The sequence below is a fragment of the Rhodococcus sp. MT28 genome (assembly GCF_058792695.1).
This window is the reverse complement of record NZ_JBXAFD010000004.1, coordinates 645,798-660,267: the sequence shown is the minus strand read 5'-3', so window position 1 is coordinate 660,267 and position 14,470 is coordinate 645,798. Positions and strand designations below refer to the sequence as shown.

13 protein-coding genes are annotated in these 14,470 nt (G+C 59.4%); 1 reads left to right on the top strand and 12 read right to left on the bottom strand.

The features are described 5' to 3' along the window. Positions 1-211: 211 nt before the first annotated feature. Positions 212-556, bottom strand: a complete 345-nt coding sequence (locus tag AC1Q6C_RS19585) for a PNPOx family protein (protein WP_270008652.1) — start codon at positions 554-556, stop codon at positions 212-214. Positions 557-794: 238 nt separating this feature from the next. On the opposite strand from AC1Q6C_RS19585, the gene AC1Q6C_RS19580 reads away from it, so the two are divergent. Further along, a complete protein-coding gene (locus AC1Q6C_RS19580) occupies positions 795-1,016 on the top strand; it encodes an RGCVC family protein (RefSeq protein WP_042925672.1) in 222 nt (73 codons plus the stop codon). A 254-nt stretch (positions 1,017-1,270) separates the two neighbouring features. Here AC1Q6C_RS19580 and AC1Q6C_RS19575 read toward each other — a convergent pair whose 3' ends face one another. The 11 genes from AC1Q6C_RS19575 to AC1Q6C_RS19525 all read right to left on the bottom strand — a co-directional run bounded on the left by AC1Q6C_RS19575 (position 1,271) and on the right by AC1Q6C_RS19525 (position 14,428). Then, a complete protein-coding gene (locus tag AC1Q6C_RS19575; protein ID WP_270008653.1) occupies positions 1,271-1,738 on the bottom strand; it encodes a DIP1984 family protein in 468 nt (155 codons plus the stop codon). Between the two features lie 281 nt (positions 1,739-2,019). Continuing rightward, positions 2,020-2,997: an ABC transporter substrate-binding protein gene (locus AC1Q6C_RS19570; RefSeq protein ID WP_007726443.1), complete on the bottom strand. Its 978-nt coding sequence runs from the start codon at positions 2,995-2,997 to the stop codon at positions 2,020-2,022. Between the two features lie 59 nt (positions 2,998-3,056). Continuing rightward, positions 3,057-4,667: an ABC transporter substrate-binding protein gene (locus tag AC1Q6C_RS19565; protein WP_042453488.1), complete on the bottom strand. Its 1,611-nt coding sequence runs from the start codon at positions 4,665-4,667 to the stop codon at positions 3,057-3,059. Positions 4,668-4,681: 14 nt separating this feature from the next. Beyond that, positions 4,682-5,986 (bottom strand): NtaA/DmoA family FMN-dependent monooxygenase, encoded by a 1,305-nt coding sequence (locus AC1Q6C_RS19560; RefSeq protein WP_492666734.1) that lies wholly within the window; start codon positions 5,984-5,986, stop codon positions 4,682-4,684. After that, positions 5,983-6,813: a sulfurtransferase gene (locus tag AC1Q6C_RS19555; RefSeq protein WP_007726448.1), complete on the bottom strand. Its 831-nt coding sequence runs from the start codon at positions 6,811-6,813 to the stop codon at positions 5,983-5,985. Before AC1Q6C_RS19555 ends, AC1Q6C_RS19560 begins: the two co-directional genes overlap by 4 nt. Positions 6,814-6,874: 61 nt before the next feature. Beyond that, positions 6,875-8,842: an acetyl/propionyl/methylcrotonyl-CoA carboxylase subunit alpha gene (locus AC1Q6C_RS19550; RefSeq protein ID WP_042925670.1), complete on the bottom strand. Its 1,968-nt coding sequence runs from the start codon at positions 8,840-8,842 to the stop codon at positions 6,875-6,877. A gap of 4 nt (positions 8,843-8,846) precedes the next feature. Beyond that, on the bottom strand, positions 8,847-10,448 hold the full coding sequence (locus AC1Q6C_RS19545; protein ID WP_064443218.1) for a carboxyl transferase domain-containing protein: 1,602 nt from the start codon (positions 10,446-10,448) through the stop codon (positions 8,847-8,849). Further along, a complete protein-coding gene (locus AC1Q6C_RS19540) occupies positions 10,435-11,634 on the bottom strand; it encodes an MFS transporter (RefSeq protein WP_007726452.1) in 1,200 nt (399 codons plus the stop codon). Before AC1Q6C_RS19540 ends, AC1Q6C_RS19545 begins: the two co-directional genes overlap by 14 nt. Then, on the bottom strand, positions 11,631-12,857 hold the full coding sequence (locus tag AC1Q6C_RS19535; RefSeq protein ID WP_007726454.1) for an aminotransferase class I/II-fold pyridoxal phosphate-dependent enzyme: 1,227 nt from the start codon (positions 12,855-12,857) through the stop codon (positions 11,631-11,633). The genes AC1Q6C_RS19540 and AC1Q6C_RS19535 overlap by 4 nt, the downstream gene beginning before the upstream one ends. A gap of 528 nt (positions 12,858-13,385) precedes the next feature. Further along, positions 13,386-13,916 (bottom strand): hypothetical protein, encoded by a 531-nt coding sequence (locus AC1Q6C_RS19530; RefSeq protein ID WP_270008655.1) that lies wholly within the window; start codon positions 13,914-13,916, stop codon positions 13,386-13,388. Positions 13,917-13,978: 62 nt separating this feature from the next. After that, positions 13,979-14,428 (bottom strand): winged helix-turn-helix transcriptional regulator, encoded by a 450-nt coding sequence (locus AC1Q6C_RS19525; protein ID WP_270008656.1) that lies wholly within the window; start codon positions 14,426-14,428, stop codon positions 13,979-13,981. Between the last annotated feature and the right edge of the window lie 42 nt (positions 14,429-14,470).

The window sequence follows — 14,470 nt, the reverse complement described above, 5'->3', positions numbered from 1 at the left end:
GCCTGCCGTCGATGTTACCGGACGGTAATGTCCCGACAGGATCGGGTTGTCCGACCGATGGTCGACAAAAAACCCGCGTCGAAGGGTGCGAGACCGAGTCTCGATTGCACAGAGTCAAAGGTCCCGACCGTCACGAGATCTGAATCACCCAGATCTCGTGAGGCGGTGGGTGTGAGCTGAATGTGATTGCACCGGTGGCTGTTCGATCCGCTCAGTCGACGGGAGCGAGTTCGACGGAGACGTAGACACCCTTGCCTTTTCGGTGTGCGAGTGCCTCGCCGGGGCGATCGATACCGTCCAGTTGGAGAACGATCGGACCTTGTTCCGGGTAGAAATTGCGCCACCAACTCTTCTTGTCCGGCATGGCAATGCCGATCGTCACATGGTCGCCTTTTCGTTTGTAGGACACGGGCGCGCTGAAGGTGCGACCGGACTTGCGTCCGACGTAGGTGATGACGGTCATGGAACGGCCCAGTAGTTTGCCTACGATCGGAGCGCCGATCAGTGGTTGGACCACTACGTTCACGGCGGCGGATACACGTTGGAAAGTGTTCACGAGAAGCCCTTTCACGACGAATGCTGCACGAATTCGAATCCTGCACGGAAATGGTGCGTGCAGTAGTTCTATCCTGCTCGACCGGGATTGTCGCGTGGGCAGAAATTGGTACAAACCGGTGTGCCGAAGCGAGTAGCGTGGGGTACGTCGAGGGTCATTCGAATATGCGCGGTCAAGCCATGTCGTCCTCGACGCCAACCCGGTCTGTGGTCGAACGGCCGAGAACTGGAGCGCCGGTATGGCGTCGAACCCGTCCGATGTGTCGAATGCACGAGGGCAATCCGAGTCGACTGACGAGGATCAGAAAACACCGTCGATCTGCCCGGCGTGTCAGCACAGTATGAAATCCCACGATCCGCTCGGGGTTCGCTTCTGCGCAGTGACAGCCGACCGCGGTCTCGATCGAAAGTGCATCTGCGCTGCAGATCGCGAGGAGATGCAGCACTATTCGCGCTACTGAGGTGCATCCTGCATCCCAATCGGAGACGCACCGACCTGTAGTCGCCGACAGTGCTGGATGCCCCGAACCCGCCCTCGTCTATCGACGATCAGCACGTGGTGGTGATGTGTGCGTAGTGCACTTTTACCTGTACGACGTGCAGGGCTGCAATGTGTATGTGCGCTGCCCGCCGCGCTCAGAGGTGACCGGATAGACCGCCGGTCGCGGTGTGTGCTCGCTTCGCCGAACGACTACCTGCTCCAACGCTGCCGTGCTTACTCGATCAGATCCACCTCCCAATTCGTTCGTTGAATCTGTGTATCGACCTCGCGAATCTCGCGGGCGAGGTCGTCCGCGATTGCCCGAAGTTCGGTGACGGGGACTGCCGCGACATAGACCAATTCTGATCGGAGTTGACGACCGTAACCTCGCGCTTCGCGCCCCGACGCGGCGTCCGCAGCGGCATTGACTGCAGAGTGTCTCAGACGCAGCACATCTCGATGGGCGAGTGCATCTGTGACAGTGCCGTTTCCGAGGATCGCCTGCGCATTGGTTCGATTGATCGCGCGCATCAACCGTTCGAGTTCGCTCAGAGTTGACGTCAGCTCTTCGAGAAGGACGGCGGCGTCTTCGGCGGGAACTTCTCCCTCCTGGTGGCGTGCATTGTCGACGATCCGCTCGCGCAAGTGCGCAACCTTGCGAGTGGTGTCACTGCGTAGCGCCAGTGCCTCTGCCAGTTTCATGGATGAAGCTCCTGCTCTGACCTGAATCGGGAACTCAAGCTAGCACTCGGTTGACAACCTGGGTCGGATTCCATTGTCTTGCTCCGTTCTTCCCAGTTCAGCATTCGAATCATCTTGGAGACAGCTGGTGCTGCGTGTCCTTCGATGAAGCGATGCAGCCGGTGGAGCACGCTGCGCACGGTCTCGGGTCGACGGGGCGGGCGAGGCATACGATGGTCCGCCGTCGATCTCGCGGTTCAGACTGAAATAGTCGCCCCGCGACGAGTTAGAGTGCGCCTTTCCTATTTGTTCGTCTTCGGGAGGCCAGGGGGATTGACCAGCGACTTGTCGACTGCCTCGTTGGTGATCTTCCATCGCTCGAGAACTTGCTCGTATGTGCCGTTTTCGATGAGATGATCTATCGCCTCGCTGATCGGTTGTACCAAGCCGTTGTCTTTCTTGACCAGTACACCGATCTGGCCCAACGCGGCCTCACCGGCTCCGGAGAACTGACCGATCACTTCGTTCTCGCCAGTCTGTGCAGCGTGAAACTGCGATGACGGGTTGGGGCCGAAGTAAGCGTCGATTCGACCGGAAGACAGCGGCAGGTAGTAGTCAGTGGTCTTCTGGTACACGGTGATTTCAGCGGGAGCACGCCCAGCTGCGAGGTTGTCCTCATTCCACTTCACCAGCAACGCCTCCTGATTGGTGGCAGCGCCCACTCCGATCTTCAGTCCGGCGATGTCTTCCGGCTTCTCGAGTGAGAGATTCCTGTCCTTTCTGACCTCGAACGCGAGAGTGTCGAGGCGGTACGTCGCGAAGTCGTATTTCTCTTTGCGCTCTTCGGTGACCGTCACGTTGGAGATGAACGCATCTGCGTCTCCCGAATCGATCCGCACCGAATTCTGCGCCCAATCCGCGACCTGAAGGTCGATTTTCAGCCCGAGCACCTCTGCAATCAAATACGCGAAGTCGGTCTCGGAACCGATGACAGTCTTGTCGTCGTCGGCATAGAAGCGCAACGGTGGAGCGGTTCCAGCGTTGCCGGTGATTCGGATCGTGCCCCGGTCGCGGAACTCCTGAGGGACCTTCGCTGCGATCGAATCAACCTTGTCGGTGCTGATGCGGTTCTGCTCGGCCGACAAGTTGATACTGGATGTTGTTGCACCGGAGTGTTGCCCGGTCGATTCTTCATCTGGGCTTCCGCAAGCGGTACCCAGGAGAGTAACTGTGGCCAGGGTAGAGATCAGAAGCGTTGCGGTGCGAGGACGGGTGAACATCGGGTTCCTTCCGGGAAGAGGGTTTGTCGAAGCAGGTTGTCGAGATCACGAAGTGTGGGCTAGCTCTTCCACGCATCCACGAAGTCCACCGAGTAGAGATCGGCTTGGATGCGCAGGTCGTGAACCGCGGGAGTCGTCGCGTAGATCAGCGAAGAGGCGTGCAACGGGATCGCCAGTGCCTGATCGGCAATCAGTTCCTGAATCTCCTTCAACACCCCGTTTCTCGCATCGACGTCTACGGTCTGAGATTGTTTGACCAGCAATGCATTCAGCTCCGGAGTCGAGGCGATGCCTTTGGTCGAGCCGAGAGTGGGACTGAACACCAGCAGTACGTCACCGTCGGCGCGCAAGCTCTGGAAGTAGATCGATTCCCATGTGCCGTCGGTTCTCGCGGCGTTGTCCTCGGCAGTCGAGCGAGGTTGCAAGTTCACTGCAACTCCGATGTCGCGCAGCTGAGATTGGATCAGTTCGAACTGCGATTGGGGGAGGTGGTTGCGGTAGGCCAATTCGACGGTCAGTTTCTCACCGTCCTTGGTTCGGAATCCGTCACCGCCGACTGTCCATCCACTGGCGTCCAGCAGTGACTTCGCACCCGACGGGTCATAGGTGTACTCGGACGACAGATCGGTGTAGCCGGGCGCTTTCACCGACAAGATGCTTCGCGCTTTCTCGTCACTCGGTGTGTAGGTGGTGTCGATGATCTGCTGGGTATCGATGCCCTTCACCAAAGCACGCCGCACGTTCAGGTCCGCAAGTACCGGCGCGAACGTGGGGTTGAGCAAGAGCGAGTCGTTGATGCCGGCAGCAAGGGACGGGATGACAGTGAGTCCGGCGCCTTCTGCCCGGTCGACGTCTGTGCTCGGAATGTCGATCGCGGCGTCCAGTTGTCCTGACGTCAAACCGCCGATTCGCACCGAGGATTCGGGGACCACCAAAAAGGTGATCGAATCCAGATAGGCCTCTCCCTTGTTCTTGTTGAGTGAGGATCCCCAGTGGTACCCGTCCCGACGAGCGAGTACGACCTTCGCGTTGGTCTCCAGTTCTTTCTGTACGAACGGGCCGGAAGCGATAACGCCCTGGGCGCAGCGTTCTTCGGGCGTCTTCTTCAACGATTCCGGTGCGATGATGGCGAGCGTATCGGAGCGGGCGGCTTGAAGGAAGCCCGCTGACGGTTCCGAGAAATTGAGTGCGACAGTGGAAGCGTCGAGTACCTCCGCTCCAGTGAAGTTTGCGAGATGTGACTTCGCAGTGGTCGCGAAGCCACTGTCTCCCAGTCTCTTCTGGCTTTCGAAGTTGTCCGCGACAACCTGCGCATCCAGACGCTCGCCGTTGCTGAAGGTCACGCCGTCCCGCAGAGCGAAGACGAATCGTCGACCGTCGTTCTGGACCTCCCAGGACGTCGCCAACCAAGGCACGATCTCCCCGGTCTCGAGGTTCTGGTCGACGAGTTTGTCGTAGAGTGGATGGAATGCCGTAGCAGTTTGACCGTTCAGGGTCTTGTCGATGCACGGTGGAAACGTATTGATCGCAAAGGTCAGATCGCCCCCTGACACGGGCTCGGAGTCGGCGCTCGCAGCTGGCGTTGCAGTGCTGCAGCCGGCTGCAACTGCAAGCGTCGACGCCAGGATGGCGACTCGGATCGGTATGGATGAAAGCCGCGACGTCGTCATGGGCTGAGTTCCGTTCATCGTGGGGAAGTGCGAGTGGTGTCGAAGATGTGGGACCGCAGGGTCGTTCCGGTGTATTCGCGCCGGAACACGCCCCGATCTTGCAGAAGTGGCACGACGGAACTCGCGAAGTCGTCGAGCCCCCTGGGGAAGTGGGTAGCGGTCAGGATGAAACCGTCAGCTGCTCCCGATTCGAAGAGGTGCGTCAACTCGTCCGCCACTTCTTGCGGCGAGCCGACAATCTCGGGAGTGAGATCATTGCGCGCGAACAACTCTGCGGTTTCGGCGATGGTGAGATTTCGGGATTCGATCAGGCGTGCCAATCGACGCGAGGGGCCACTACCGCGGTTGAGAACTTCGGCGATCGGAGTGGACGGATCGAACTGCGACAAGTCTAGTCCTGCGGAGTGGGAGACCCACTCGATTGCCGCATCCGGATGGATCAAGGATCGCAGGTACTCCTGCCGTTCCTTCGCGATGCTCGTCGTCTCGCCGACTATCGGTTGCACAGCGGCGACGAGGCGCACCGAATCAGGGTCGCGTCCGGCCTCTTCCGCGTAGCCGCGAATTGCCTTGCGCTTCGCTCGAAGATCTTCCTCCAACGGGTCGATCGCAAAGACCAGATCTGCCCACCGCCCACCGAATTCGCGCCCTCTCACAGATTCACCTGCCTGGATGAAGACCGGGCGGCCCTGAGGTGATTGTGGCAAGGTGAGTGGACCCTGCACCGACAAGTATTTGCCCTTGTAGTCGGCCGCGTGAATCTTGCTTGTGTCTGCGTAGATTCCGCTGTCGCGATCGGCCGATACGGCGTCGCCGTCCCACGACGACCAGAGTGCGGTGGTTGCTTCGAGAACTTCGTCGCCGCGCTCGTACAGTTCTTCTCTCGGAAGCCGATCGACTTCGGGAAAGTTGTCGTTAGCCGGACCGGGTGCCGTCATCACGATGTTCCAGGCCGCGCGCCCACCGCTGAGTATGTCGAGGCTGCCCAGAGTTCTCGCCAGGTTGTACGGGCTGTTGAAGCTTGCCGAAAGGGTTACGCCGAGAGCGATACGATTTGTTGCGCCGGCCACCACTGCAGCCAACTGCGTCGGATCATGTTGAAAGCCGGTCAGCAGACCGTATTTGGTGTGGCCGTCGACGTAGTGCACACGCTCAGGTATCAGTATCAGGTCGAATTTTGCTCGTTCCGCTGCTTGCGCGTATCGCTCGTAGAGCGCTCTGTCCTCGAAGGCATTCTCCGAGTACGAATGCCGCCACATTCCGGCACTGTGCATACTCGGAAAGACCATGTAGGCGCCGAGGATCATCTGTCGTGTCATCGCTGGTCCGGATTCCTTGGTGTGTGATGGATGTCAGTGGAGACGGGTCGTTCGGGGTCGGCGCTCCACCCCGACCACGACGCGACGTAGACCGCGGAGCTGATGCCGACCGCTGCAAGCGCCAGTGCGTTGTGCGACGCGGCAACTCCGCCGCCGCAATAGGACACGACGGTGGCACCACGCTCTATTCCGAACTGGTGGAAGTATTCTCGTAACTCGCGGTCGGGAAGTAGGAATCCGTTGTCGTCGAGTAGGTCAGTTGCCGGCGCTGAGATAGATCCGGGAATGTGGCCGGCGCGGAAACTGCTCGATCCTCGGGCGTCGAGCAATCTGCCGGCCGATGCCGCGCGCAGGGCGTCTTCTGCGTCGGCGAGTGTCGTGCTAGTGGTGGAAGGTGGTACGGGAATCGAATCGTTTGTCGATATGCGTTTCCGGGCTGTAACCCATCCGGACGATCCGCCGTCCAAGTACCGCACTGAACGTCCTGCCCAGCGAAGCGTGAACCACGCGCGGGCCGCAAGCAGGGGGCTGTCCGAACTGTAGACCACGATGTGAGCATCGGCGGATACTTTCAGATCGTTCAGTGTTCTTCCGAATGCGTCGAGGTCTGGCAGCGGTCGATTCCCGTCAGTCCCGCCGCCACTGCTTTGAAAGTCGTTGATCGACAATGTGATGGACTGCGGCGCAGTAATGATTCCGGCTCCGCCCTCGCTGTTGTCTCGCACCACGTTGACGACGACGAGCGTCCGATCGGAACGAATGAGTTCGCGGAGTTCGGTTGCGGAAACAATGACTGCGCGACGCTCGATTCCCCCTGCTTCTGACATGAAAGATATTGTGTAACAATTGCTTCAGTCAAGAAAGAGATAAGATCGTGGCAATCTTTACTCATGGCGCCACGGCTGCCAGCACTTGTCCGGCATCGATGACATCTCCCACCGTTACTGTCACCGCCGAGACGATTCCGGGTGAGGAAGCACGAAGGGCAGTCTCCATCTTCATTGCTTCTACGACCGCGACGACATCACCTTCCGACACCCGCGTTCCAGTCTGCAGCACTGCCAGCACGGTTCCCGGCATCTTCGATGTGATCTCTCCGTCGCTGAGATCGGAATCCTTTGCTGTATAGACTTTCTCGTCCACCTTCACGGTCCAGCCACCAACGCACACCCATGTACCGGTGCCGACTCCGAGGCGCCCAGCGGTGGTTGTCAAACCATCGGCGACCAGACTGAGTGTCACCTCGTCGGTTCCACCCCTGACGACCACCGAAATGTTCCGGCCGTCGGCGGCGACAATCCAGTGGTTGCTTCGTTGTGAGATGACGGTTGTCGGCACGACGCGGCCGTCGGCAATGAGTTCGCGTCCGATCGGGTCGGATCCCAACTTGCGCAATGTCTCTCGATGTAGTCCGTGGGGGCCGGTCCATGACGAACCGGTGACCGGCGATTGTTCCTCGACGGAAGTCCACACCATCGCAACAGCAGCGGCGGTGGCCTGGAGCTCTGCAGAATCCGGGATCAACCGAGTGAGGTGCTCGTCGACGAAGGAAGTGTGAATGTCATCCGCGCGCACAGCCGGTGTCGCCAAGAGAAGTCGGAGGAAACCGATATTCGAGGTTCCACCGAAGTAACTCGAGTCGGCCAAAGCTCGGTCCAATGATTCCAGTGCGGTTGACCGCGTCGGACCGCTTGCTATGACCTTTGCGATCATCGGATCGTAGAACGGCGGAATGCTGCCGGCACCCTCGAAAGCACTGTCGATGCGAACCCCCGACGGCCAGGCTATGTCCACGGAATGTGAAGGTGCGGGCCGAAACCCGTTCGACGGATCCTCGGCGTAGATTCTGGCTTGCACCGCGAAACCCCGCAGCGCGATATGGCGCTGCTGTAACGGCAAACGGGCGCCGAGGGCGATGTCGAGTTGCAGTTCGACGAGATCGACGCCGGTCACTTCCTCGGTGACCGTGTGTTCGACTTGTAGGCGCGTGTTGACTTCGAGAAAGTAGTAGCGGTTTTCGGCGTCAACCAGAAATTCGACGGTTGCCGCATTCACGTAGCCGACGCCTCCGAGTAGTCGCAGAGCGTCGTGCTGCATGGCTCCCAGGACCGATTCGGGGACAGAACTTGCCGGTGCCTGCTCGATGATCTTCTGGTTCCGACGCTGTAGGGAGCATTCACGGGTGAAGAAGTGAACTCCTGTACCGAAGGAATCGAAGAGGACCTGAACTTCGATGTGACGCGGACGCTCCACCAGCGTTTCGATCATCAGGTCGCCGCGGCCGAAGTTCCTTTCGTTCAAACCGATTGCAGAGGTGATGACCTCTCGTGCGTCATCACCCGGATGTAGTCGAACCATCCCCTTGCCGCCGCCCCCGAACACCGGTTTCAGCAGCACCGGCACGTCGAGAGATCGAACGTGACCGAGGACGGTATCGGGATCGGCGCTTGCCTCGCCCCACGCGGTGAGAGTCGGGATGCCGGCGTCAGCGGCGGCCTTCTTCGCTCTTGCCTTGTCTCCGAGTAGAGCGATGGATTCAGCGGCCGGACCGACGAATGTCAGACCTGCAGCGACGACGGCTTCAGCGAAATCGGAGTCTTCGGAGAGGAATCCGTAACCCGGGTGCACGGCATCGCAATCCGCGGCCAGCGCGGCCGCAATGATTTGATCCGAATTGGTGTAGGACTCCGAGGGGATGTCTCCGTCCAGAAGCACGGTGTGATCGGCGAGGCGATGCCACTGTGCGTGTGAATCGACGGGGGAGGAGATCGTCACTACCGACATGCCGAGACGACGGGCCGTGCGCGCGATGCGCGTGACGATTTCACCCCGATTGGCGATGAGAAGTCGAGTCATGTTCTCACATCCTGAAGACGCCGAAGCGCGTTGTTCCGTGATTGCGGGGAAGCATGGACAGCGCGAGTGAAACCCAGGATCGCGTGTCGACCGGGTCGACGATCGCGTCAACCCATAGCCTGGATGCGACGTACACCGACTCGCCCTGCCGGTCGTAACCTTCGCGTATCGGCCGTTTGATTTCCTCGATTTCCTCTTCCGTGAGCGGAGTTCCGCGTGTGCGCGCAGATTCGATCTTCATCAATGCCATCACCGACGCTGCTTGCTCGGAACCGACCACGGTGGTCTTCGCGTTCGGCCACACGGCCATGAAGTCAGGACCTATCGAGCGTCCGCACATCGCGAGATTTCCCGCCCCGTAGCTTCCGCCGATGACGATGCTGAGCTTGGGAACCCTGGCGCAGGCAACGGCATTGACCAGTTTCGCGCCGTGTTTGGCGATACCTTCCGCCTCGTACTGCTTCCCGACCATGAATCCGTTGACGTTGTGCAGGAACAACAATGGGATGTCTCGTTGTGAGCACAGTTCGACGAAGTTCGCGGCCTTGAGGGAGTCCTCCGAAAAGAGCACACCGTCGTTCATGATGACCCCGACGGTGTACCCCTCGATGTGGCCGGTCCCGCAGACGATGGTTCGGCCGTAATTCGCTCGGTACTCGACTAATTCGCTGGCATCGAGCAGGTGGGCCAGAACGTCGCGCGCGACGATCGGGGTTTTCGAGGAAGCCGGGATCACCGTGTCGAGCTGCTCGGGGGAGTGAAGAGGTGGTCGCGGAGATCGTGACGGCGCCCGTACCTCCCGTCGATGACCGCGGGCGACGATGTCGGCGATCATGCTCAGAGCCTCGATGTCGTCGTTGGCGATGTGATCGACGACGCCGCTGATCACCCCGTGCACGTCGGCGCCGCCGAGCTCTTGCGGTTCGACGTCGACACCGGTTGCAGCCTTGACCAACTGAGGGCCGCCCAGATAGACGGTGCCGGTACCGCGGACGATGACGGTCTCGTCGCACATCGCTGGGATGTATGCACCTCCAGCCGTGCAGGAACCCATGACTGCTGCGATCTGAACGATGCCGTCTGCCGACATTTCGGCGATGTTCTTGAACATCTCGCCGAAATGGTGCTCGTCGGGGAAGATCTCGTCCTGCATCGGAAGGAAAACACCTCCGGAATCGACGAGATAGACACACGGCAGCCTCAGCCGACGAGCGACGGATTGCAATCGCAGTTGCTTCTTGACGGTCAGCGGGTAGTAGGTGCCGCCCTTGACGGTGGCGTCGTTCGCGAAGACGGCGCAGAGTGAGCCGCGGATGAGCCCTACGCCCGTGACCAGACCAGCCGACGGGAGTTGCTCGTCGTACACCTCGAATCCGGCCAGTTGTCCGATCTCGAAGAACGGGGACTGCACGTCGAGAAGAGCATCGATGCGTTCGCGAGCGGGCAATTTGCCGCGAGCCCGGTGCTTGGCAACCGACCGCTCGGGTGCCCCGTGAACGGACAAGTGTTGCGCGTCCGCAACTCGCTCGCGAATTTCCTTGTATGCCAGTAAGTTTTGCTCGCGGGTACCGGGGTCGAGTTGTGCGGTGCGTTCAATGACGGGCATGGGACGTACCTACTGTCGGTTCGGAGGAAGCTGTGCGGAGGGAGAATACGAGCGCAGTCGCTGCTGCAGTGATCAGTGCGACGATTGCTGACCACACGCGTTCATCGGATGCGAGAGGTCCGACTACAGAGGCGAAGCCGGCAATTCCCTGCTGTACGAGTCCGCAGTACGCGACGGCGATGGCTCCGCCTTCAGCAAAATGCGTCACTGCTGATGCTGCCGAGTTCGGGAAGAGAAGCGATTGCCCAAATGTCAATGCGATGTATCCGAGCAGGAAGACCGCGAGCAACGGCGTGGAACCGAGTGGGGGATACCAGCAGAGCATGAGGACGAGGCCGGCAAGCAGCATGCACAGCGCACCTCGACGCATCAACTTCTCTGAACCGACGGTTGTGGCCCTTCGATTGACGTAAAGCGCGCCGCTGAAGTAGGCGGTTCCGTAGAGGATTCCGAAGGCTCCGAATGCCCACGGTTGCAAGTCGAATCGATCGCTGAACAGGAAGGGGCTCGATTGCTGCACAAGGACTATCGCGCCGAAACCCAGGCCCCCCGCAATGGCTGGTTTGTAGAACCGGGGTGTCAGGACTATGGCATTCCACCGAACAACGCGTTCGTTGTTGTCGCGGACTGTGGTGTTCTCGGTCCTCAGTGCCACCGCAGCGAGTGCTGCTCCGAGTACTCCGAGCACGCCGAAGCCGGTTCGCCACGAGGTGAACGACGCAAGAGCGCCGCCGATCAGTTGGCCACCGCCCAGTGCCACCACAAATGCCATCGACAACAGCGACAAGCGGCTAGCCAACTCCGAACCGGTGAACTTGTCCTTCACCATCATTCGCACGATGATGGCCGCACCTCCTGCTCCGATGCCTTGAACGATCCGGCCGATCAGTAGTACGGCGGCGCTCTGGACCAAAGCCAATGCAATGCAGGCGATCACGAACAATACCAAGCTGGACAACAGTGCCGTCCTGCGTCCGAGTCGATCTGCCAACCGCCCCCACACGACCACCGGAAGTGCGGCACTGATCACGAAGAGTGTCACCGACCACTTCACCACGGAATCTTCGATGCCCAGATCCGTCGCGATCTTCGGCAGTGAAGGGAGGTAGATGGTCGTGGCCATTTGTGCTGTCAACACGACGGCACAAGCCAGCGGTGTCACTGCGACAGTGCGGTCGTCGCTCATTCCGTGACACTTCGTAGGACGTCGGCGAAGCGCTCGATCGTTGCATGTGGAAGGTCCGCCCGAAGCATCAGTCTCAGCCCGGCTTTGCCCCGGCCGATGACAGGGAAGAAGACCGCCGATGTGTAGAAACCGCTAGCCAGCAGTTTCTGTGCTGCGGTGATGGTTTGTTCTTCCTCGTGGAGCGTGACGAAGCGGATCGGGAGTCCATCGCCCGATGCCGGCGTGTCGACGAGCGAATCGAACAGTTCGACAACCGTGCGAAGTTGCCGCTGCCGCTTGTCGACCTCTCCGCTGCGGTGGAGCTCCACGGACGCCGCAATAGCACCCAGCCCGGCTACGTTCACACGCTGCGACCACGTCAACGGGCCGCCGTAGCGAAGTGCGAGATCACGATTTCGACTGCCCCCGTTCCGGCCGAGTGCGATCGCACCGCCGGAAGCACCGAATCCCTTGTTCAGTGATGTCAGCAAGAATGTTCGATCATTGAGGCTGCCGATGAGATCCAGGACCGCGCCACGCCCGTTGTGTCCGATGACCGAGGTGCTGTGCGCCTCGTCGAGAACGAGAATCAGTCCGTATTTGGCCTGTAATGCAAACAGTTCGTTCAGGGGCGCCTTCCCGCCTGTGCTGTAGACGGTGTCCGCCACGTATGCCACCTGAGAATTTGTTCGGCAAAGACTTTCGAGTTCATCGACGTCGTCGTGCCGAATGGTCACGATCGTCGTTTCGTCGGCGACGCTCGCCTTCATGGCATTGAGGCAGAAGTGTGCGTTCTTGTCGAACACCATGAGGGGAGGTTCACCGCCGGTGAGCAACCCGGACGCGACGAGGGGGAGCAAGCTCCACGCAGCGTTTGCGGCGGATCCGAGGGTGAGCACATGTGCGTCAAGCAGTTCGCTCAACGCGGCCTCTGTGTCGTCGAGAAGGCTGGAGTGGACTCTCATCCGCGAGATGGAACTGTTCAACGTTCGTTCGCGCTCGAGAGCGGCGATCGCACCCGAACGAATTCGGTCGTCGGTGTCGAGCCCCAGATACGAGTACGTGGAGAAGTTCTCGAATTCGTATCCTTGGATCGTCCGGTGTTCGAAACCTGCGACGCGATCGGCGGTGATATCGGCCAGACCCTCACTGACTGCGCGATCCCAGAATGGGTTGCTCAAATCAGCAGCACGCCTGAGGTTGGAGTACAGATTCCTATCTTTCAAGCTCTCGGCAACCGTCATTTCGCGGCTGGTCCCTTCACTGGATTCGATTGCGGAATTACTGCGTTGATGCACTGAGATGCATCATCGTCAGTTGACATCGCTCATTGAGAACGAAAGACAATTCGATGTCAAGCATTACGGAATCGAGACGCCGAGAAAAAGGAAGAAACCCTATGGTTTGGAACTAGTTGAATCTGTAACTTAAGGCGTTGTTGCAGTTCAGAGACGGTGATGATTTATCGCGATTTCCCGTGATAAATCGGATAATGCCGTGAGTCACAGACTTGTGTGCACTTCCGCGTGATGTTCGAAGAATATTATGATCCGCATGCGTCAAAGGGTTGGCACGGAAGCGATAAGGCTTCTGTCTCATATTTTTCGAGGATCTCGTGGAGGTTCGGCAATCAGGCGATCCTGTATCTGGAATCGATTTTCTTCTTAATGAATTTCAAAACGTGTTAGGTCCGCTTATCGAATTCTTTACTCGGAGTATGGATGATCCGGTAATGATTCATCCTCGTCGCGACCACTTGCCGCGCAGAAGCATCAGTGCGGTAAGGGTGAGGCCCCATCCGATCGTGGACAGTGCGACGCCCACGCCTGCCTGTCCGGTGACATCAGTACTGGCGTCGATGCTGAATGCTCTGTGGTGAATCCTGCAGCAGTGCCGGCAGCGGCCGTCATACCGCCGGCCTTCATCCATCGCGAGCAATGTGCGGAACCGAAACACGCCAGAATCACTGTCAGTCCACAGGCGACGACCTGCCAGGTGGGGAACTGTGTCGGGGCAGGCAGGCCGGGGCCGCGGAATCCGCCTTTGTAGTCGGCTGACCAGCTGAGCCAGCCCACACAAGACAGAAAGCCCAGTGCAAAGGCCAACAGGCCGGTGCTCCACAGTCCGAGTGAGCCCGATCCCGTGTGCCCGCCGCCGAGGACGGTCGTGGAGTGCTCCAGGCCAGTTCGTTCCGAACGCCAGATTGTCCAGATGATGCTTGCGCCGATAGTTGTGGGTACGCCGACGAAGATGAATGCAATCCAGAGAAACTGCGGCCAGGAGAACTCGAGATCGACAGTCATGATCGGAGTATGCGCGAACTTCGAATCCTGTGCGCCCATCTACCGATCTGGCGAGTTGCGGGTCAGCCTTCCTCGACCTTCTCCACATGTGTACTTGCCGGGTCCAGGTCGATATTCCGTGCGTTGATCAGTCGAAGCCTGGGCACCGGATCGCCCGTGGTGTCGTCGATCAAGGTCGAGTGTGGCTCACCGTCATCGAAGGCGTGGCGCTCTCCCCACTGTCGCAGGCTAATGATCACGATGAACAGATCCATACCGCGTTCGGTCAGGATGTACTCGTTGCGGGTACCTTGCGCGTTCGGTTGGACTTCGAAGATTCCCTGCTCGACAAGGACTTTGAGCCTGTCCGTGAGAATGTTCTTTGCGATGCCCAGGTTTCGTTGAAACTGACTGAATCTCGATGACCCGTCGAAGGCGTCACGCACGATCAGCAGCGACCATCTGTCGCCGATGATGTCGGCCGCTCGGGCCGTCGGGCAGTGCGGGTCTGTCCATTGTGCGCGATCCGGCATCGAGTTCCTCATTGGTTGCGTTTTGAAACTGTATTGACGTAA